This is a genomic window from Mucilaginibacter sp. CAU 1740 (assembly GCF_039839285.1).
Lineage (GTDB): Bacteria > Bacteroidota > Bacteroidia > Sphingobacteriales > Sphingobacteriaceae > Mucilaginibacter.
The window spans coordinates 192,741-213,723 of record NZ_JBDOQS010000016.1; the positions used below are offsets into that span (position 1 = coordinate 192,741).

The window sequence follows — 20,983 nt, forward strand, 5'->3', positions numbered from 1 at the left end:
TGCTATACTTTATGATTAAAAATTAACATTAACGCCTACGTTGTAGGTACGGGTAAGCGGATAACCGATATAACCTAAGTTTTCAGGATCGCCCCAGATCTTGTTTGGCGACCATGTGTACAGGTTGTAACCGTTGATATAAAAACGGGCCGAACGCACACCTATCCTTTTTAAAAGCTCAGGCTTAAGCGTGTAACCTATCTCGGCGTTTTTCAACCTTACAAAAGCGGTGCTTTTCAGGAAGAAGGTGTTGTAAGCTGCATCCTGGTTGTAAGCAGCTATCGGGAAATCGATCCGCTCGCCATTGTCATAACGCTCTTGCGTAAACCTGTTCAAATCCACATCAAACAATGATTGTTGTTTGTTGAAGTGAAGCTCTTGCATAGCATATTTAGCCACACCTGATTGGCCTTGCAATAAGGCCGAAAAATCGAACCCGTGAGTATTGAAACCGAAAGAGAAGCCGTAGCTTAAAGTAGGCAGATCGGTTTTGCCCGAACGCATATAATCTTTCTCGTTCACAATACCGTCGCCGTTAACGTCTTTCAGCCTAACCTCGCCCGGTTGTACCGGTGCACCTGCATAACCCAGATCTTTTTGGTAAACAGGGTTGCCGGCAGCGTTGGTGTATGGTTTGCCATCTTTGCCAACCGCCAATACAGGCTGTGAAAATATCGGGTTACCGTTACCATCAATGCTGTAAAGCTGCGACCATGAAGTGTACAAACCATCAGCCTGCAGGTACGAACCTTGATTAATAGGGCGACCTGTTGATGCCTGGTACTCTAAACCCGGCGCGATAGCCTCATCCCTGAAAAGGATCTTGTTATGGTTGGTTGAGGCGTTACCTTTAACCCACCAGGTAAATTTACCCGGCTTGCTGTTATAGGTTAGCTCGATCTCATCGCCCCAGTTTTTAACCTCGCCCAGGTTGTACGGTGGCAAAGTTGCCTGTACTATACCAGGGATGGTACCTTTGTACGATAAGATGTTTTTACGGTGCTCGTTGTAGTGATCATAAGTAATGGCAAGGCGCTCGTTAAACAGGTGAGTTTCCAAACCGATGTTTGATTTGGTAGCGGTTTCCCAAGTTACGTTAGGGTTACCCAAAACGTTTTCCTGTGCACCCTGGATCCTGTTCCTGTCGTTCAAACCACCAAAGGTGTAACCACCGCCGGCATTGTAGCCATTTACATATTGCCAGGTATCCGGCAGGTACAGGTAGCGTGCACCACCAATGTTATCATTACCTACTTTACCTAATGATCCACGAACTTTTAAATAAGTGATATAATCTGTTTTAGGAAAAAACGACTCGTTACTGGCAATCCAGCCTGCTGAGTAAGCCGGCAAGAAACCAAAGCGTTTACCTTCGGGGAAGTTTTCAGATCCGTTGTAACCCATGTTGTACTCAACCAAATAACGGTCGCCGTAGTTGTAGGTTACCCTTCCGGATACTCCTTCATAAGCGTGAGGAAGATCGTACAGTAAGGTTGGATCATATTTTTTCTCGGCATTGGCAAGGATCAAAGCAGTAACAGTATGTTTTTTAGCAAAAACATGGTTGTAGTTGATCGAAGCCTCGCCGTAAACTTTACGCCATTTACCGGTGTAAAAATCTGTCCAGCGGGCAGGTGCAACATCATTTGTTAACTGCACCAGGATAGGATCAAGTTTGTTACCGTTAGGATTTTCGCGCAAACCGTATAGTAACGGAGTGTATTTACCACCTGTACGGCTTTGGAAATAGCTATCATAAGCACCACGCGCGTTAATAGATAAGCCCGGTGTAATATCATCCAATTTATAAGTTAACCTGATGGCCGAGTTTAAAGTACTGTTGGTGGTGATGTTATAGTTGTTGCTGTTGGCAATAGCATACAGCGGATTTAACTGCTCATTCTGGTTAGTGAACGGAACAACAAATTTGCCGTTAACCAAGCCAGGAGAACCCAGTGGTGACGACCAAAGGATACGTTTTTCCCAGGTATAACCATCATTATCCATACCGGTAATGGTTACGTATTGGGTTGATACATCTACCGATACCCTGAAATCTGAGTTCACATCAAAATCGAGGTTGGAACGCAGGTTGTAACGTTTCTTTTTAAATTGCATCTCGTCAGAGAAAGGCATGTAATCGGTATTGAACAAACCGCCTTGCGCCAAATAACCTAATGATACAAAGTATTTGGTTGCTTTTGTACCACCGGTAATGTTGGCGTTTACCTGTGTTTGAGGAGCAAACTTATTGAAGATCTGTTTTTTCCAATCCTGATCGGGGTGGCCATACGGATCATAATATTTGTTTGGCTGCCCGTTGATGGTTGGCGTGTGCGCGTTCTGATAATATTTCAGATCCTCCGGAGAGTAATAGATGGTCGCGTCTTTAATCCAGTTGGCATCACGTTTTGCTGCAAAATCATTCCAGGTTTTAACGTCGGCATCTCTTGAGTGCTGGATCCAGTAGTTTTCATAGCTCTGCTCGTTTAACAGTGTAGCATACTGATACGAGTTAACAAAGTTAGGCATGCTTGTAAACTGCGAAATAGCAGTTTGGAAGGTAGCGTTTACTTTTGGCGCGCCTTCTTTACCACGTTTTGTAGTGATCAGGATTACGCCGTTTGCACCACGCACACCGTAAACCGCCGTAGCCGAAGCATCTTTCAAAATACTGATCGATTCAACCTCGTTAGGGTCGATATCGTTGTAGCTATCGCGGGCAATACCGTCAACCATAATGAGCGGAGCTGTTTGGCCGGTATAGGTACCAACCCCACGCACATATAAGGTTGCACCGTCAGAACCAGGTTTACCACTGGTTTGTGTAACGGTTAAGCCTGATAAACGGCCAGCCAAAGCGTTACTTAAGTTAGCAACCGGCGATTGTACCAGATCTTTAGTACCGATAGAGGTAATAGCGCCTGTTACGGTTTCTTTCTTTTGAACACCGTAAGCTACTACTACAACCTCTGTCAAATCCTGAGGGGCATCCTCGAGGGTAACGTTAATATCAGCGCGGCCGTTAAGGGCAACTTCTTTGGCCCTGAAGCCCACAAACGAGAAAACCAACGTAGCGTTAGGTTCGCTCACGTTGATGCTGAAGTTACCGTTCAAATCGGATACGGTACCCGCCGTAGCGCCTTTTTGTTTAATAGTTACCCCGGGTAAAGGCAAACCTTTATTATCAACCACCTTACCGGTAATTTTTTTAGGGGCGTTGTTTTCCGCTTTTTTACGGATAAGAATAGTTTTATTCTCAATAGAATAGGTTAACGACTGATTGCTTAAACAAAGGTCCAGCACCTCGTTTATGGAAGCATTATTCAGATCGACAGTTACCGGTTTAGCCAACTTTAAGTCTTCCGAATTGTACAGAAAATCATAATTGGTTTGATTTCTGATCTCTTCAAAAACTTCTTTTAAAGTTGTCTGTTTAACCTTCAGTGTAACTTTCTGTGCATAAGTTGCGGCAGACACCTGTAAAAAGGTAACTGTAAGCAAAATAAGAGTTAGTTTCATAATAAGCACAGGTTTATATAGGCGCCCACGATGTTTGCCGCAAGTAAATGCAGTAAAATTTTTATACATTTGAATGTCAGTTTGTTAATAAGTGGTTGTAATCGCTGCAATTAGTTTTACTATCTGGCATTGCCATACGGCTTAGGCCAGGGGCGGTCCGAAACGCTCCTGGTTTTTATTTTTTTATGCTGATAGATAATTGGTTGTGGAGATAGAGAATGTAGATTTATTGCATAACTGTGATCCTCCTTCCTGTAATTTTAAAATGCACTTTGCCTATTTGTTCCAGGTTTTTCAATAGTTCGGCTATGCTTTTTGAGCGGGCAAATGTGCCCCCAAACCGCTGCCCATCAAAACTGGCTTTATACTCAACATCGGCATTGTACCAACGCGAAACTTTTTTCATTATAGTGGCGATATCCTCATCCTCAAATACAAAATATCCGTTTTTCCAGGCTACCGCCGTGTTTGTATTTACTTTAGATACTGCAATGTTATCGGCACGGTTATCAACCACAGCCTGCTGACCAGGTTTTAACAATGCTTGTTTATTGTTTTTACTAACCTGCACCGAACCCTCGAGCAGGGTGGTGGTTATCGCGCTATCATCGCTATAGGCCGATACATCGAAATGCGTACCCAATACCCTGATCTGAGTATTGTTCATCTCTACATAAAAAGGCTTGTCTTTATTTTTGGCTACTTCAAAGTAAGCTTCGCCGGTTAGTTTAACCCTGCGCTCGTTGCCGGTAAACTCGGTTGGATAACTTAATGCTGATGATGAGTTTAGCCAGACCTGCGTACCATCGGGCAATACCACCTGGTACTGGCCACCAGGCGGAATAGTCAATGTATTATACAAAACCGCATTTACGCCTGCATGGGCCGCGCCCGGCAGTGCATCATAAACCAGTTTGCCATCGCCTACTTTATTAACCTGGCTTTTGCCGGTGCTGGCTAATGCGCCATTCTCAGCGCTATCAAGCACAATACTTTTGCCGCTTGCCAATGTTAGGATAGCTTTATTGCTACCCGGTAAAATTTTGGCAGGTTGAACGGCAGCAACCTCGTTTTGACCGGCTGCCTTTTTATACTTCTGAACAAAATAAAAACCAACTGTACCGAAAACTAAAACGGCGGCGGCAATTTTGATAAACGCGGCGTATAATTTAATTGAACTTGCTTTGGCTACGATTGGTACAACTACGGCTTCGTCTTCCTGAGTTTGTGTGAACCTTGCATCAGCTTTAATACCTGCCAATACTTTTTGGGCCTGGATATTATCAAAAGCAGGCGCTGCATCTAAATTTAAAACATTTTCGTCAACAGCGTTAAAAACCTCCCCGGGGTTATCGTTCAGGTAATTGAGCAGCTCCCGGCAATCATCACTGCCGATAGTATCGTTAAAGTACTGTTCAAGTAAAATCCTGAGCCTTTCGTTGTTCATATTATTGGTTTATACGGTGCCGCCGGGAGGGGGCATTTATGTATAGAACACAGAAGTTGAGGCATAGGACTACCAGGGATTGAAAAAAATTTAAAATATTTTTAGAGTCTATATTCTCTCCATTAAACTCCCGCAGCTAATTAATGTAAAATGTAGAAAATAATTAATATATTTGACAACTCAAATATAAATCAACCATATGTCAACCATAAACAATTCCTTAAAACTGCTCATGAACCTGGCGAAGATACAGGCGGTAGTTTCCCGCAAATTCGATAGGCTATCGGTTCACGGAATAGGCTTCAGCGATTTCTTGATATTACATCTTTTACAGCAGGCTCCGAACGAGCAACTTCGCAGAACTGAACTGGCAGAAAAAATAGGCCTAACCGCCTCGGGCATCACCCGACTACTGCTGCCTATTGAAAAAATCGGCTTAATAACCCGTGAAGCCAATGAACGTGACGCAAGGGTAAGCTATGCGAAGTTGACCCCGGCTGGAAAACGGATCTATAGCGAGGCCCTGCAAACGGCTGATGCTATAGCCGACGACATTATCCCTAAAACCTATTTAGAAAAAGAGCCGCCGATAGCCGATTTATTACTCATGCTTGGCGGCAACATTAATTAGACTACCATGAACTTTTTTGATATTATTCCTCCCGATAGGGTACAGTCTGTTCAGCTCGCCTTACGGGAGACTTTCGGCAATTCCGCAGTCACAAACTTTTCGGTGTTAGCCGGGGGGCTTTCTGCAGCATCTACCTATCGGTTTACTGTTAGTGAAAAGTTGTATGTACTAAAACTTACCGAACCTACTTTCAACGAGATCAACGTTAGCACCGCTAATTTGTTGCTTGCTGCAGGAGCAGGTATTGCGCCCGCTTTACATTATTTAGGTAACAGCAACGGAATCTCCATTACTGATCATATCACCAACCAACCGTTACGAAATATATTTGAACCGGATGAACTGATAGCAAAGCTGGCCTCCGCGGTAAAAACAATTCATGCTATTCCTTCAGATAATGATGGACCATATTTATTTGATACTGTCGACACTTTGATCAATGAGTTTAAAAAAACAGCGATACTATCCGGGCCGGCATTTGATGAATGTTTCGCTAATTACGAAACACTTAAAAACAGACTTCAATTACCGCTATCGGACAAAGTATTTAGCCACAATGATCTTAACCCCAACAATATATTATGCGATGGTGAAAGGATCTGGATAATCGACTGGGATACCGCCAATCTGAATGATCGATACATCGACCTGGCCAACCTCGCTAACTTTTTTGTACATACTGAGGATCAGGAGAACGCATACCTGGCCATATACTTTGGCGCCGCAGTAAATGAATATAAAAAGGCCCGCTTTTTTACCATGCGCCAGGTTTGCCGCATAGTTTATGCTATGCTGATGTTTAAACTGGCCGGGCAGCAAAAGCCTGTTGATCATATTCATAACCAGGAAATGGATGGGATTGACCTGGGAGGATTTTTTGCTTTGATGGGAAAGGGTGAACTATCATTGGGTACTTACGAAGGTCAGTTGATGTATGGGAAAGCATTGTTAAATACAGCCGTTCACCAAATGCGTTCGGATAGGTGGCAGGCCTCGCTGACACAGTTTAATTAAAAGTTCGGCGAGAATAAAGGCCAGATTTACGAAATTTCAAAAACTTCGTAAATCTTATTCTTCACCTAAACCGGCCTTTTAAACAAAACATCTTAGGTCTTTTAAACAAACCTGCCTATAGCTTTTTGAATGGATTTTTGCATTGTAAAATTTAAAGCACAATGACAACAACAAATTCAAACAATAACACAACCGTGTTGGTAACAGGCGGCTCGGGCTTTATAGCCGCACACTGTATCATTAAATTAATAGAAGCCGGCTACCACGTAAAAACCACCGTACGCTCATTAACCCGCGAAGGCGAAGTGCGCGAAATGCTACGCCACGGCGGCGTTGAGGCTGGCGACAAGCTATCATTTGTAGAAGCCGACCTGAGCGATGATAAAGGCTGGGTAGAAGCTGCAAGCGGCTGTACCTATGTGATCCACCCTGCATCCCCTACCCCGTTAAAAGGCTTTAAACACGAGGATGAAATGATCATCCCCGCACGTGAAGGTGTATTGCGTGTACTACGCGCCGCCCGCGATACAGGGGTTAAACGTGTGGTGCTTACTTCAGCCTTTGGTGCAGTTGGTTTCGGACACAAACCGGGCAAGGAACCATTTACCGAAAACGATTGGACGCCGATAAATGACAACACTCCCGCTTACCAAAAATCAAAAACACTATCAGAAATGGCCGCCTGGGATTTTATTAAAAACGAAGGCGGCGGTCTTGAACTGTCAACCGTAAACCCTGTGGCAGTTGCAGGCCCCATTTTAGGCGCTGATTACTCGCACTCGATATCTATTATTCAAAACATGCTTTACGGTAAAATGCCGGGCTGCCCCCGCATCAATACCGGCTTTGTTGATGTACGTGACGTGGCTGACCTGCACTTACTCGCCATGACCGATCCAGCTGCTAACGGCGAACGCTTTTTAGCCATAGCAGATGAAAGCTTGTGGATGGTTGATGTAGCCAAAATTCTGAAACGCCGCCTGGGTGATAAGGCCGAGAAAATTAAAGCGAGAAATATCCCCAACTGGGTTATTAAAATGGCAGGCGCTACCGATCCTGTGGCTAAAGAAATTTCGCCTATGCTTGACAGGAACATGAATGCTACAAGCGAAAAAGCACAACGCTTATTAGGCTGGAAACCACGCAGCGCCGAAGATGCCATTGTAGCTACCGCCGAAAGCTTGTTTAAATTCGGAATTATTAAATAACTAAATTTACGGTGATGGAACAGAACGGAGCCGACAGCCGGGCAATGGTATTTGTATCGTGCAAACGAGAAAAGCATTACAGCAGGGAAGTGATCCTACCCTGGCATGCTTTGGTACGGGTTTATGCAGGCGAAATGCGCATTGTATCCGCCGACCGCTCCTTTATTTTCCGCCCCGGCGATACCGTGCTGCTGCCCCGCAACCAGTTGGGGCGGCTAAGCAAGGTTCCGTTTAATGGCGAGGCTTTTAAATCGGTTTCCGTCTGCTTCCCGCAGCAGATGCTGCAAAAATATTATACCTCGATAGCGCAACCTGTGATTGTACCCGAGCCACCCTATGCCCGATTGTTAACCAAACATCCCCTGCTCGAAAGCCTGTTCAATTCGTTGCTCCCTTATTTTGACCTCGCCGATGAACTGCCGCAGGAAGTAGCCGATATTAAGGTGAATGAAGCTATCGCGGTTCTTCGCTCCATCGATAGGTCGGTAGATAATGTTTTGGGCCACTTTGAAGAACCCGGCAAAATCGACCTTGCCGATTTTATGGAGAAGAACTACATGTTTAACCTCACCGCAACACGCTTTGGCTATTTAACAGGCCGTAGCCTCACTACTTTTAAACGAGATTTTAAGAAAGCATTTGGAGATACGCCCGAGAAATGGCTCACCCGTAAACGCCTCGAAACTGCCCATTACCAAATTGTAGAGCAAAAGCGCAAACCATCCGAGGTTTATTTTGAAGTGGGATTTGAAAATTTATCGCATTTTTCGTTCGCGTTTAAAAAGCTGTTTGGGTACAACCCGACGAGTGTGGTGGGTAAATAAACCTATGTAGAAAATTTGTATATTTATTCAGGGCTATGAAAACGATAACTGATCAAGAGTTTAAAACGAATTTTGCCGAAGTGATTAGTCAGATCAAAGCGGGTGAAAGTTTTGCGATTAACAGTTATGAAAACAAAGAAGTTATCGGCTATCTTTTGCCTAAAGAAACTCCACAAAAAGCGAAACGCCAATTGGGCCTTCTCGAAGGGAAGGTCAAAATTGAATTTAAGCCTGATTTTAAGATGACCGACGAGGAACTTTGTGGCCTTCCGCCAAAAGTATAAGTAATGCCGAAAAAGGTATAATTTATCCCCGCTGCACCTCCCCACCTTTGCATTGTATTAAAACTTAAAACAATGTCAAATACCATATTCATTACCGGTGCATCTTCTGGCTTAGGAAAAGCCACAGCCTTATTATTTCAAAGTCGCGGCTGGAATGTTATCGCCACCATGCGCTCACCAGAAAAAGAACAGGAACTTTCAAAACTTCCTAATGTAACCTTACTACCGCTGGATGTTACCCAACCCGCTCAAATAGCCGATTGCGTTGCACGTGCAACTCAAATAGCTAAAATTGATGTAGTTTTAAACAACGCGGGGCATGGCCTGTATGGCCCGTTGGAGAGTTATACTGATGATCAGATCACCGGCTTGATCAATACCAACCTGCTGGGTGTGATCAGGGTTACACAGGCTTTTATACCCTACTTCAGGCAGCAAGGCGGCGGGTTGTTTATCAACACCTCATCCATGGGTGGGATGACGGCCTTCCCGTTCAGTTCTATGTATCATGCCACCAAATGGGGGCTCGAGGGCTTTGCGGAAAGTATGTACTTTGAGCTATCAAAATTTAACATCGGTATAAAAAACCTTTTGCCAGGCGGCATCCGGACAGATTATACCGGCCGCTCGATGAGCTATGGCAAGGAAAACATCGATGCTTATCAAACCATACTTAACCAGGCCGACGAGGTAATGAGCAAGCTGCTGATTCCCGAAAACCTCACTCCGCCCGAAAACATTGCCGAGGTAATATTTGAAATGGCAACCGACGGCAAAGATCAACTCAGGTACATTGCCGGCGACGACGGCAAACAGCTCTTCGATGCCCGCCAAAGCATGGGTGGCGAGGCATTCCGCAAACATTTTGATGGGATGTTTTTTGGTAACTAACAGGTTTCATATTTTTATAGCATGGGAAACAAGCTGATCAATATCGCTTCAATAAATGAATTGCACCGCTTTTACGGCTGCGATAAACCCAAACATCCGCTTGTTTCTGTTATCGATCTTAAAACCATCCGCCCCGAACTTTTTGATGAACCCTTAGCTTATCAAATGGAGCTTTACATCATATCATGTAAAAGCTTTAAGGGTACTATCAAATACGGCAGGCAGCCTTACGATTTTGACGAAGGCTCCCTGCTGTTCACAGCACCCAACCAGGTGCTAAGTGCCGAGCCGGATGTAAAGCTGGAAGAAGGCTGGGCGCTGTTTATCCACCCCGATTTGCTCAGTAGCACATCACTTGGGAAAAAGATGCACCAGTACTCGTTTTTTTTGTATGACACCAATGAAGCATTGCATATTTCGGATGATGAAAAGCAGATCTTGCTGGATTGTATCGCCAAAATAAAACGGGAATATTCGCAAAACATGGATAAACATACCCATGGGCTTATAGTGAGCAATATCGAATTGCTGCTAAACTATTGCGATCGCTTTTACGACCGCCAGTTCATCACCCGTAGCAAAGCTAACCACGATATTGTGCAACGCTTTGAAACCCTGCTGAACGAATATTTTGCAAACGAAACGCTGATACAAACCGGTCTGCCTGATGTAGGCCACTTCGCCTCGCAGCTTAATATCTCGCCTAAATACCTATCCGATGTTTTAAGCAAACATACTGGCAAATCAACCCAGGAACATATCCACCTAAAGCTGATTGAGAAAGCAAAATTGCTGCTCTGGGGCAACAACCAATCTATCAGCCAGATTGCTTATCAGCTTGGCTTCGAGCATCCTTCGCACTTTACCAAACTATTCAAAACCAAAACGGGGTCAACACCGCGGGAATACAGAAATTTAAATTAACGCTATTACGTAGCATGACAACCTCTACACGTTAAGTGTATCGGAATCGCGAGAGGCAGTAAAATTGGAAGTAGAGGTAGATGTATTTAGCAAAAGGCGGATCAACCGATCCAGAAAAACAAGGCAAGCATAAAAATCAGGTCGGAATACTGAAGTTGCGACCGTAAGGTTTTAAGGGCTTCAACCATATGGTTTTTAACCGTATTGGGCGAGATCTGCAACTGATCGGCAATTTCTTTGTGCGAGAGGTGTTCAACCCTGCTCAGCCTGAATATTAATTGTTGCTGTCGCGGCAGTTTATTGATAATGCGCTCGGTATACTGCTCAAGGTCGCTCACCAGCATTTCCTCTTCAGTATCGTTATGTACCGTAGCAATATGGTTAACCAGTTTATCAGAAAGCTCGCGCGACTGGCAAATTTGCCTTAATGAATTTAATGAAAGGCGTTTGGCTATCACATACAGGTATAGCCACATGTCGCCTTCGGCATTTAGCCGTTGGCGGTTAGTCCATAAATTAATGAAACACTCCTGCACAATTTCCTCGCTCTGCTGCCCGTCTTTTAAAAAGCGGTAGGCCAGCCTGTAAACCTTGCTGCTGTATGCCTCATAAATCGCATCGAAAGCAGCCTCATCGCCTGCTATCAATTGTTGGATATGATTGCTGTTAATACTCTTACCCACGTTAGTTTAATATAATTGGTGAGATAAAAGTAAAAAGTAAATTTTAAATTAACATAGCAAAAACAAGATAATAAATTGAAGTAGTGCTGTTGTAGTGGTACTTTTTTAACAAAAAAAGATGCTTTACAAGCACAAAAAGGTAGATAAAACGATTAAGCAAGCCCTAAAAGTTTTTTACTGGCAGGCGCACTTTGTTGAAAAATATTAACGGCTAATAGCGGGTTTTATTATTTTACTGTACAAAAAAACGCAAATCAGATAACAAAGCCGCTCAGATCAAACTTTATAAACCGTTAGTGCAGCAAAATAAGTGCGCTAACCGCGGCCGGCCTTTAATCACAAGCCCTGCCCGTTATTGATTATCCAACCTGCGCAAGTCCGCCCTCAACAGCAAAAAGTTGAGTTTTGATTTGGGTAGTAAGTAAATCAAAAAAATCAACATCAAGCGCGTTGGCAATCAGCATCAGTCTTTCTACGGTTAAATCCAAACTGCCCGATTCTATTTTACTGAAGGTGTTTTGTGATATATGCATCATCGCCCCGCATTCTCCCTGCGAATATCCCTTTTTGATGCGTATTGAGCGGATATCCGATAAAATAGCCTGAACACGGCTATTTATAGTTTCAACATTCATTGATCAATGGTTTAAATTATAACAATATACGGATGCTTAACCTCCAAAGTTTCAGTATAAATATGATTGTGTAGTAAAGCGTGAAAAAAAATGTACGCAATTGTACATTCCAAAGCAAACACAACACAAATAACTAATAATCAACATTTTAAACAGGATAAGAAATAATGTTTTATAAAGATAAAACGCGATACCGGGGACGTTAAAAATTTAGTATAGAGCATTTAGCTATATTAGCCGTCATATCTAAATCTGACCTGATGACCAAAACCCTTTTATATATCGACGACAACCACGTGGATATTGCAATTATAAAAGCTATGCAGGATAGATATCCGGCTTTTGGCTCTATAACTTATAGTACAAATGCCGAGCAATCAATAAGTTACATTAAACAAAACCTGCAAAACCAGGAGGCCCTGCCCGATGTAATATTCCTGGATATTTATATGGCGCCTTTTAGCGGCTGGCACTTTTTAGATGAGTTTAATGATATGCTGCCTCAGATTGGTAAAAACATCGAGATCTATATCGTATCATATTCGATACTGCCGAAAGATATGCACCGGTCAAAACAATACGACACGGTAAAATCATACTTTGCCAAGCCGGTAAGTAAAGAGGCATTTATGAGTTTTAGGGTAGGAAGCAATTGAGGCAATAAGTACTAAATTAATTTAGTGACCCAAAAAAGGGGAACAAGCTGACAAAAAACAACCGGTTATTTTACAGGTATAGTAAAATTAACCTCGTCGGGAGGTAAACAATGCTTATCATTACAAACCAAAAAGTTCACCGTACCTTTCACAACAGCCTTTGTACTTTTTAATTTTATTTTTTGCTGAAAAACCACCGACTGCTCAAAATATTGCAATGTTTGATTTAATAAAGGTTCGAATTTACTGATGGGCATAGGCTCGGTTATTTTCCCTACAAGACTGTAGCCACCATCTTTTATAAAATTAAACCTTGTTTTTATTGGCCCAGTTGCCTGCTGCGAGTAGATATGCCACCCTTTATCAAGGTTGGCTTTTACAAATAACATGGCTTGCTTATTATCGATCTTTTTTGAGGCGTACGACCATTTGATGGGTGTTAATACCTGGGCATGACTGTAAAAGCCTATCACAACAAAAACCAATAGTATTAATATTTTCTTCAGCATGTTATTACAGATCATTGAAATACCTCCGCTATTTACTAAACATAAACCCTATCGATTTCACCTCTTCCTTCTTCATCACCACACCTTCAATAAAAAGCTGACCATCTTTTATTTTATAATCCAACGATCGTTCGTCAACTTTATAATCATCTTCATTAAAAAGATCTTTCAGTTTATTGAGCAGTTCTTTACGGTCAAATACCGGGCTGGTGCTTAGAAGGTCGTTAACCGGGGCAAGCACAATACCATCAACTTTGTATGAAAATATTTTCGAATCCATTTTATAAAGATAAGTTTTCTGGTTGAGTGATAACTATCAATTACCAATCGGAAGTTGAGCCGCCACTGTTTGAAAAACTACCGCCCGATGATGACGATGAGCTACTCCGCCTTTTATCGTCGTCGCTGTCATCATTATCAGATGAACTACCCCAATTCCCCCAATTAGATGGGCGGTTATCATCATCGTCGTCGTCATCCCTGCTTGAACGAGTTGATGACTGGCTTTCATAATAGTTGTTAGTAGTGTGATAATAATGATCATTTCCCCAGCGGTTACGATAACGGCGACGGCTAAAAAAGCTACCTCCCGATGATGATGACGAGTATAAACCAGCTGCCCTATTCTCGCGCACGTCCCTTATCATCCGTTTTATCACGTAAATTATCAGCCAAACAAACGCTACCACCATACCAAGAATAAGAAATAACGGCCAAATCACTGTTTCCTCCGGTTCGGCAGGTTTTGCTTTTTGGGCTACAGGCTCGGCACCGAGTGCTGGTGGAGGTGTAAGATACTTATTTAATTGCTGGGTTAAGTTTGTGAGGCCACCATAATAGTCGTTTTGCTTAAAGTATGGTTTAATATCATTGAGCAACCACTCCTGCTCTAAAGACGTTATCTTTTGCAGGCTGGCACTATCCAGTTCAATACGTTGTTTGTGCTGGTTGATCGCCGCAACGTACACAATTCCGTTATGCGCTTTACCCACATTCCATTTACGCCCTATCTGTACGGCAAACTTATCAATGGTGTATTTGGCGGGAACAGTTTTTACCAGCACAATAGCTACTTGCACGGTAGATGCCTTTTCAATAGTGTAGATCTGTTTGTTTAAGCTATTAACCTGATCTTTGCTCAATACATGCGCAAAATCATTTACATAGGTGTTTTTTTGAGGTTTGGGGATTTGGGCAAAAGTGTATTGCGTTAGCAGCAACAGTGCAAAAAGGGATATTCTTTTTATCATGACAAGGCCGGTATAAAATAGCGGTTCACTAAGGTAAAAAAGAAATTGGTTTAATAAACCTCACTTTTTTGAATATCGTTGCCGGGCAGGATATTTTTTATGATAACCATACAAGCTGTTATGGGGTAAAGCTTGTGACTGGCTGGCATCCGTTTGCGCATGATTGTTACTTTCAGCACCATCATTGCTTTTGTAGGCTTCAGGCACCCACTCCGGTCTTATTTTGCAGCCATTGTTCATTTGGTAAAAATTAGAAGCGCGATCTCAAAAAATGAATAAAACCGCTACCCTGTAAGCATTGATCGAACTATATAAAGATCACAAACATCATTTATATAATCCGATCAACTACATTAAAATCTATCCTGATTACGCCAACGCGTCGGCGGCAAACTGGCGGCAGATCTTCACTTCTTTAACCGCGTCAGATCCATCCGGGATCTTGTATTCCAGCTCGATAGTTGCCGGGAATTTGTATTTATTGGTTTTAAGCAATTGCAGTACTTCTTTTATCGGCGTATCGCCTTGTCCCCAGGGTTGGTTGGGGCCATCGTGAAACTTGCGGTCTTTAATGTGCATACTGGTGATCCGATCATGATATTTTTCGATAAACGGAACGGGACTGCTGCTGGTACCAGACACATAATGGCCAATATCAAGGTTAATACCATTATATTTTGATTGGCTAAGGGCTGTATCCCAAAGCGTTGGAGTTGCCTGGGTATGGGCATGGTAGCCTACCATCATTTTATGTTTGGCGGCAATATCACCAAGGCGTTTGGTCTGAGTTTCGTCTGGCAGTTCTACAGTAACGTGGCTTACACCAAGGGCTTTGCCCGCGTTAAATGCATAGTCAATCTCTGCATCAGTATTTTTAGCGCCCAGGGCATTAGGTTTCCAGGCGTAAATGGTTACCCCTGCATCGTTATACATTTTACGGATCTCTTTAAACTTATCCAAAGAAGCACCAGCCCGCCATTCGGCTATCTTTTTGCTAAAAGCGTCCCAATCTTCACCCGCTTCTTTTTTAGGCGCGCCGGCATAAGCTTCGGCGGCATCGCCCATCAGTTCAATAGCGTTAATATTACAATCGATACAATATTTCAACAGATCGTTAATAGTACCCGGCATGCTCCTGAACGAGTAAGTGATCACCCCTATTTGCACCCCGTTGATCCTGGAGTTGGGTTTATCGGCTCCAGACAACAACTGGCCGGCGAACGAGGATTTGGAAAGCACTAAAAACGCTGCCGCTGCAACCGAGCTGTTAACTATAAAGCTACGCCTTGATAAGTTATGCTGTTTCATTTGGTAGATTGTTAGGTTTGATGTTAATAATGGTTAATACCAAAGTTATCAATTAATTAAAATTGGCAAATTTTGTATTGAAAGTGTTACGAGTTGTAGCGCTTGGGCAATTGCAGGCGTAATAGCTATTATAACCTCACAATTATGAAAAAGATTCTGCTGCTTATAAGTGCCTTTAACCTTTTATTTGGATGCTCAAAAAATAATGACACCATTAACAATACATCACTGGTTGGAAAATGGGAGTATCGCGGCATGAGCTGCTACTGCACACCTGTTAAAGATAGCAGCACCGTAAAACCGGGCAATGGCAATATCATCGCTTTTACTGCTACCACTTACAAACACTTTAAAAAAGATACACTAATAAAAAGCGGAACCTACCGTACTCGCAGGTATGATAACACCCATGAGCAAATCATTTACGATAACGATACATCAAGCACCAACCCAATATTTTTCAGGACAGATAAGAAGGTACTTACTTTTTATGGCACTGCGCCGCTTGCTGCCGATGGGCCGGAGTATCATTATGAGAAACAGTGATGCGTTGGCTATTCAACAGGCCAATGAAAGCACAATAAATACCCATCGGGATCGAGCAAGTATATGGCTTTCCAGCCATAACCTGTTATTTCCGGAGCTTTGAGGTGCATTCCTTTACCTGTTAAATAAGCATACAAACCGTTGATATCCGGGTTGCCGAAATACAATGATGTATCGGCATGCGCCAAACTTCGTTGCTCATCGGGTTGCGGTGGGCGGTTTGGCTTTTCATAAGCTGTATTTAGCATTAGTTCGATACTGTTCAGCTTAAGCAGCACCCAATCTACATCGTCGCCTTCGCCAGATGATCGGACAATCCTAAAGCTCAACACATCGCGATAAAACTTTAAGGCTGTAGGCATATCAAAAACCTGTAGCAACGGCGCAAGGCCTTGTGTTTGGTTGGGGACATCGTAAATCATACTTTAAAGTTATGTATTTAAAACGCTGCACGAAAACGTACGTTCCGTGTATCAAACCGATGCATATCCCTCAAGCCAAAAACAACACAAAACATTAATAATCAATAATATAAATTCATGGCATTTAATTTGAGTTAGTTATATCAGTAATTGAGTTAAACATGAAACACGGCAAACAACTGGAAAGGCGCACTTTTAACCAGGACCGTTTTGAGATACTGATAAAACGGCAAAAATCCGGTAAAGCCACTTTTAACGAACTCACCGAGCTTGATGAGATCGTAAACCGGGATCCCGACATCCGCGAGATAGTACTGGAAGAAATGCAGGATACCGATGCTCCCAAGCCCCCGGATAACGAGCTACCATTTACTGTTGAAAAACCGGCAGCTAAAAACCTTTTCGAAAAAATAAGAGCTTTCATTAACCGGTTATTCTACTCACAAGGTACCGGGCTTAATCCATCCGTTGTGTCTTAAGTAGACAAATTTTAATTTTCGGGTATATTGGCATAAAAACGGAACGATGTTTATAGATATGTTTGCATCATCGCTATAAATACCACTGTTTATGAAAATATTTCAGCAAATGTTGCAACTCAGGGAACGCAGAAGGGGGTTTCACCTCATTACAGCCGAAGTTGCTAATGCCCTCCCCCAGATATCTGAAATTAAAACAGGCATTTGCCAGGTTTTTATCCAGCACACCTCGGCCTCATTAGCCATTAATGAAAATGCCGACCCAACCGTACGGCAGGATTTTGAAATGTTTTTCAGCAAAACGGTACCCGAAAATGATCCTGATTATCTGCACGATGATGAAGGCCCCGACGATATGCCCGCGCATTTAAAAGCAGCATTATTAGGCAGTTCGGTAACTATTCCCATCCGTAATGGCAGGTTTGCATTAGGTATGTGGCAGGGTATTTATCTTTGCGAACACCGAAACTATGGCGGCAGCCGTACGTTGGTTATCACGGCCTGGGGCGAATAAAATTATTCCAAAGCACAATTATTTATTGTAAAAAATACAATTAATTTACACTTTTGAAAAATTAATGTAATTTGATACTCTTTTAACTTGTATAAGCCCACAGGTTAGGAACTTATATCAAATGTTGTTCTATATTTGTTTTTCATCACAAAATATCAAGGTTATAAATGCTCAAGTATTCTAAGCAAACAAGGTTATTATTGGCCGTAGATTGTATAATTTTTGGTTTCGACGGCGAGGTTTTAAAAATATTGCTTATAAAACGCGGTTTCCAGCCCGAAAAAGGTAACTGGAGCCTGATGGGCGGTTTTGTACAGCCCGAAGAAAGCCTTGATCAAAGCGCCAACCGCATTTTGAAACAGCTAACAGGTTTGGAGGGCGTGTACCTCGAGCAGCTGTACACTTTTGGCCAGCCGCAGCGTGATCCTATTGAACGGACAGTTTCAGTATCGTATTTTGCTTTGATCGATATCCACAAATACGAAGCCCAGATAAGTGATGATTACCAGGCCGAATGGTTTCAGCTTAAACGTGCGCCTAAGCTGATATTTGATCAGCAGGAAATGGTTGAGCAGGCCCGTAAACGCATTCGCTACAAGGCGGCTATGCACCCTATTTTGTTCGAACTTTTGCCTACCAAATTCACCATCCCACAATTGCAAACGCTATACGAGTGCGTGTTCAATACCACTATTGATAAACGTAACTTCAGCAAACGGGTATTGGCAACGGGCTTACTTATTAAACTGGCCGATAAAGATAAAGCCGGTTCAAAACGCGGCGCTTATTATTACCAGCTTAACATGCAAAACTACTACGCCAAGTTTCAGGCGTTCATGAACTTTATCCCTAACCCGGATACGTTGTAGGCGATATAAAATTTAGACACGAATAACTTTTCTACTCTATTACATTTAATCGAATTACACGAATTATCTAATTACATCAATAAATAATTCGTGCAATTCGCTAATTCGAAAAAATTAGTGTGAAAATTTTCGCGCCAGCAAATAGGCTTACCTAAGTTCTACCGTCCTTTTCTATTTTGTTTTCTTGTTAGTTAACTATACGATATTTTATCCGTATAATGGTACCAGGCTATTCTAAACCGTAGTACCTGTTTGTACAACCATTATTAATGAAGAGATCTGTAAGCTTTTTGGTATTGCTTTTATGTACCATATCCGTATGTTTTGGCCAGTTAAAAGAGGTTAAGCAATTAAAAAAGGCTTTGCCTTTAATTAAGGATAGCATACAGTATGTAAACACGCTTAACCGCCTGGGTTTGCTGATGTACGAACGCAACATCGATAGCGCCTTTCACTATGCAAAGCAGGCCAGGGCCATTGCCGATCGCCTTAACTACAAACAAGGCAAAGCCGATGCGCTGAACGCTATTGGTATTGTGTATGATGTGAAAGGCAACCTGCAGCTTTCGTTGCGCTATTATAACGAAGCTTTTAATTTATATAAAGAACTTGGCGATACATCAAACGTAGTACAGGGACTGATGAATATTGGCCTGGTATTTAACGAAAATAAGGAAGATAAAAAGGCCATCAACTTTTTTAAACGGGCTTTAAACATCGGCAAAACTTTGCAGCGCGATTCGATCATGTCATTACTGATCTGCAATTATATATTATTGTACCCGAATCAACTCTCAAAAGATTCGACAGAGTTTTATCTTGAAAAGGCAAGACAGATAGGTAACAGGTTTAATGATAAACGCACCCTGCTGGAAGCCGACCAAATTCAAAGCCTCATATACCTGCAAAATAACGAGCGCGAAAAAGGTATAGCGCTCCTGCAAAAAGCCATCAACAGCGGCCTGTCTATGGAATTGTACTACCTGAGCCTTGATATGGTCATTAACCTTGGCGATCTGTATTTTGCTACCGATACATCCAAAGGTATTACCTATTACAAACAAGGCCTCAGCATTGCCGAAAAAAGCGGCTATCATTACTATGAAAAGATCTTCGGCAAAAAGCTTTATGATATTTACATCGCCCAGAATAACCTGCCCGAGGTACAACGATACAGCGCCAAACTGTTAAAACTGTACGACGACGAGGAAGTGTACACCAACACATCAGGCTTTGATTATATCGACTACGCCCTGAAAGATCAGCAACTTGAGGCCATCACCATCCGCAGTCAAAACCGGCAGGTATTAGCCATTGTAGCCGGCATTTTATTTATCATCACTGCTATTGCTGTTATTTTTATTTACCGCCTGTACGCTTTAAAAAAGCGGCACGGTAAAACGCTCGAAGAGCTGAACCGCAAAGTGCAGCTCCGCAACGAAAAGCTGGAAGTTGACCATGAATTTAACAATAAGCTGGTATCCATCCTCGCCCACGATTTCAGGCAACCCATAGGCGCGCTCAAAACACTGGCCACAGTTTTAAAAGATGCCGACTCATTTACCCGCGACGAGTTGATGGACCTGGTTGATACCATGGAGCATTCATCAAACATCTCGCTTGAGATTTTTGAGAATATCCTGCATTGGATCAAGCAACAACTATCAGGTTTTGAATACCAGGCTCACCCGCTAAACTTAAAAGATTTGGTAGAAGAATCACTGCAGCCATTTATGCTGATGGGCGAAGAGCACCAGCTTCATTTTGTGAACGAAGTTGACCCCACAATTGTTGTTTATGCCGATAAGGAATTGGTGCAATTTATCCACCGCAATTTTATCCACAACGCTATCAAATTTTCGCCCGATAACTCAACCATTACCATCACAGCCAAAGCCGGTGATGGCAACACTACGCTATGTGTAAAAGACGAGGGCAAAGGAATCTCGCCCGATAAGCTGCAACTGTTGTTTAACTTCCAAACCAATATGCAGTACAGCAACGAAAAGGAAAAAGGCGCGGGTGTTGCATTGATGATATGTAAGGATTTTACCGAAAAAATGAACGGCCGAATCTGGGTGGAAAATAATGAAGTTAGAGGGGCGGCGTTTTGTTATTCATTGCCTAATCCGAAGTAAGAGGGCTATATACCGCAGAGTTTACTCACCCGGTCTACGCTTCGCTGGACCACCCTCTCTAACCTGCGGTTAAAGAGGGTATGAAAAATTAAGAAATTTAAAAATCCCCCTCTTTACGCACAGCGTAGAGAGATTCTGTGTTAATTATCAAATAAATTCTAATTTTGTTTACTTAAGGCGGCTCTATGCCAGCCTGTTTAGGGCGGTATGACTTCGGGTTATATCCGCC

The 20,983-nt window shown here is 42.6% G+C and carries 23 protein-coding genes; 13 read left to right on the forward strand and 10 right to left on the reverse strand.

Annotated features, from left to right (window positions below):
• Nucleotides 1–15 precede the first annotated feature (15 nt).
• Both AAFN85_RS27920 and AAFN85_RS27925 read right to left on the reverse strand, forming a co-directional pair.
• On the reverse strand, nucleotides 16–3,522 hold the full coding sequence (locus AAFN85_RS27920; RefSeq protein ID WP_347531257.1) for a TonB-dependent receptor: 3,507 nt from the start codon (nucleotides 3,520–3,522) through the stop codon (nucleotides 16–18).
• Between the two features lie 226 nt (nucleotides 3,523–3,748).
• Entirely contained in the window at nucleotides 3,749–4,969 is a 1,221-nt protein-coding gene (locus AAFN85_RS27925; RefSeq protein ID WP_347531258.1) for a FecR domain-containing protein, read from the reverse strand.
• Between the two features lie 199 nt (nucleotides 4,970–5,168).
• On the opposite strand from AAFN85_RS27925, the gene AAFN85_RS27930 reads away from it, so the two are divergent.
• From AAFN85_RS27930 to AAFN85_RS27960, 7 genes are all read left to right on the forward strand, one after another.
• Nucleotides 5,169–5,600, forward strand: a complete 432-nt coding sequence (locus AAFN85_RS27930) for a MarR family transcriptional regulator (RefSeq protein WP_347531259.1) — start codon at nucleotides 5,169–5,171, stop codon at nucleotides 5,598–5,600.
• A 6-nt stretch (nucleotides 5,601–5,606) separates the two neighbouring features.
• Nucleotides 5,607–6,614, forward strand: a complete 1,008-nt coding sequence (locus AAFN85_RS27935; protein WP_347531260.1) for a phosphotransferase — start codon at nucleotides 5,607–5,609, stop codon at nucleotides 6,612–6,614.
• Between the two features lie 161 nt (nucleotides 6,615–6,775).
• Nucleotides 6,776–7,822 (forward strand): aldehyde reductase, encoded by a 1,047-nt coding sequence (locus AAFN85_RS27940; protein ID WP_347531261.1) that lies wholly within the window; start codon nucleotides 6,776–6,778, stop codon nucleotides 7,820–7,822.
• 14 nt (nucleotides 7,823–7,836) lie between these two features.
• On the forward strand, nucleotides 7,837–8,646 hold the full coding sequence (locus AAFN85_RS27945; RefSeq protein WP_347531262.1) for a helix-turn-helix domain-containing protein: 810 nt from the start codon (nucleotides 7,837–7,839) through the stop codon (nucleotides 8,644–8,646).
• 35 nt (nucleotides 8,647–8,681) lie between these two features.
• Nucleotides 8,682–8,930, forward strand: a complete 249-nt coding sequence (locus AAFN85_RS27950; protein ID WP_347531263.1) for a prevent-host-death protein — start codon at nucleotides 8,682–8,684, stop codon at nucleotides 8,928–8,930.
• 72 nt (nucleotides 8,931–9,002) lie between these two features.
• Entirely contained in the window at nucleotides 9,003–9,821 is an 819-nt protein-coding gene (locus tag AAFN85_RS27955) for an SDR family oxidoreductase (protein ID WP_347531264.1), read from the forward strand.
• 21 nt (nucleotides 9,822–9,842) lie between these two features.
• Nucleotides 9,843–10,745, forward strand: a complete 903-nt coding sequence (locus tag AAFN85_RS27960; RefSeq protein WP_347531265.1) for a helix-turn-helix domain-containing protein — start codon at nucleotides 9,843–9,845, stop codon at nucleotides 10,743–10,745.
• 101 nt (nucleotides 10,746–10,846) lie between these two features.
• Here AAFN85_RS27960 and AAFN85_RS27965 read toward each other — a convergent pair whose 3' ends face one another.
• Together AAFN85_RS27965 and AAFN85_RS27970 are read right to left on the reverse strand one after the other, a co-directional pair.
• Nucleotides 10,847–11,428 carry an RNA polymerase sigma-70 factor gene (locus AAFN85_RS27965; protein ID WP_347531266.1) on the reverse strand — a complete coding sequence of 194 codons (582 nt, stop codon included), beginning with the start codon at nucleotides 11,426–11,428 and terminating at the stop codon, nucleotides 10,847–10,849.
• A 359-nt stretch (nucleotides 11,429–11,787) separates the two neighbouring features.
• A complete protein-coding gene (locus tag AAFN85_RS27970; protein WP_347531267.1) occupies nucleotides 11,788–12,063 on the reverse strand; it encodes a helix-turn-helix transcriptional regulator in 276 nt (91 codons plus the stop codon).
• A gap of 260 nt (nucleotides 12,064–12,323) precedes the next feature.
• On the opposite strand from AAFN85_RS27970, the gene AAFN85_RS27975 reads away from it, so the two are divergent.
• Nucleotides 12,324–12,719, forward strand: coding sequence for a hypothetical protein (locus AAFN85_RS27975; protein ID WP_347531268.1), 396 nt, complete (start codon nucleotides 12,324–12,326; stop codon nucleotides 12,717–12,719).
• A gap of 65 nt (nucleotides 12,720–12,784) precedes the next feature.
• Here the strand turns inward: AAFN85_RS27975 and AAFN85_RS27980 are convergent, their stop codons facing one another.
• The 5 genes from AAFN85_RS27980 to AAFN85_RS28000 all read right to left on the reverse strand — a co-directional run bounded on the left by AAFN85_RS27980 (nucleotide 12,785) and on the right by AAFN85_RS28000 (nucleotide 15,786).
• On the reverse strand, nucleotides 12,785–13,228 hold the full coding sequence (locus AAFN85_RS27980) for a protein-disulfide reductase DsbD domain-containing protein (RefSeq protein ID WP_347531269.1): 444 nt from the start codon (nucleotides 13,226–13,228) through the stop codon (nucleotides 12,785–12,787).
• Between the two features lie 28 nt (nucleotides 13,229–13,256).
• Nucleotides 13,257–13,508: a hypothetical protein gene (locus AAFN85_RS27985; RefSeq protein ID WP_347531270.1), complete on the reverse strand. Its 252-nt coding sequence runs from the start codon at nucleotides 13,506–13,508 to the stop codon at nucleotides 13,257–13,259.
• Between the two features lie 40 nt (nucleotides 13,509–13,548).
• Nucleotides 13,549–14,478, reverse strand: a complete 930-nt coding sequence (locus AAFN85_RS27990) for a TPM domain-containing protein (RefSeq protein WP_347531271.1) — start codon at nucleotides 14,476–14,478, stop codon at nucleotides 13,549–13,551.
• A 60-nt stretch (nucleotides 14,479–14,538) separates the two neighbouring features.
• The gene (locus AAFN85_RS27995) at nucleotides 14,539–14,718 is read right to left on the reverse strand and encodes a hypothetical protein (protein ID WP_347531272.1); all 180 of its coding nucleotides are present in this window, start codon (nucleotides 14,716–14,718) and stop codon (nucleotides 14,539–14,541) included.
• Nucleotides 14,719–14,847: 129 nt separating this feature from the next.
• Nucleotides 14,848–15,786: a sugar phosphate isomerase/epimerase gene (locus AAFN85_RS28000; RefSeq protein ID WP_347531273.1), complete on the reverse strand. Its 939-nt coding sequence runs from the start codon at nucleotides 15,784–15,786 to the stop codon at nucleotides 14,848–14,850.
• A 144-nt stretch (nucleotides 15,787–15,930) separates the two neighbouring features.
• Between AAFN85_RS28000 and AAFN85_RS28005 the strand changes: the two genes are divergently transcribed.
• Nucleotides 15,931–16,332, forward strand: coding sequence for a hypothetical protein (locus AAFN85_RS28005; protein ID WP_347531274.1), 402 nt, complete (start codon nucleotides 15,931–15,933; stop codon nucleotides 16,330–16,332).
• 8 nt (nucleotides 16,333–16,340) lie between these two features.
• Here AAFN85_RS28005 and AAFN85_RS28010 read toward each other — a convergent pair whose 3' ends face one another.
• Nucleotides 16,341–16,754, reverse strand: a complete 414-nt coding sequence (locus tag AAFN85_RS28010) for a VOC family protein (protein WP_347531275.1) — start codon at nucleotides 16,752–16,754, stop codon at nucleotides 16,341–16,343.
• 161 nt (nucleotides 16,755–16,915) lie between these two features.
• Here AAFN85_RS28010 and AAFN85_RS28015 point away from each other — a divergent pair, with 161 nt between their 5' ends.
• From AAFN85_RS28015 to AAFN85_RS28030, 4 genes are all read left to right on the forward strand, one after another.
• The gene (locus AAFN85_RS28015) at nucleotides 16,916–17,233 is read left to right on the forward strand and encodes a hypothetical protein (protein ID WP_347531276.1); all 318 of its coding nucleotides are present in this window, start codon (nucleotides 16,916–16,918) and stop codon (nucleotides 17,231–17,233) included.
• Between the two features lie 91 nt (nucleotides 17,234–17,324).
• Nucleotides 17,325–17,747, forward strand: a complete 423-nt coding sequence (locus tag AAFN85_RS28020; RefSeq protein ID WP_347531277.1) for a secondary thiamine-phosphate synthase enzyme YjbQ — start codon at nucleotides 17,325–17,327, stop codon at nucleotides 17,745–17,747.
• Between the two features lie 167 nt (nucleotides 17,748–17,914).
• Nucleotides 17,915–18,616, forward strand: a complete 702-nt coding sequence (locus tag AAFN85_RS28025) for an NUDIX domain-containing protein (protein WP_347531278.1) — start codon at nucleotides 17,915–17,917, stop codon at nucleotides 18,614–18,616.
• A gap of 269 nt (nucleotides 18,617–18,885) precedes the next feature.
• Complete coding sequence (locus tag AAFN85_RS28030; protein WP_347531279.1) at nucleotides 18,886–20,754, forward strand: tetratricopeptide repeat-containing sensor histidine kinase; 1,869 nt, start codon at nucleotides 18,886–18,888, stop codon at nucleotides 20,752–20,754.
• The last annotated feature ends 229 nt before the right edge of the window (nucleotides 20,755–20,983 follow it).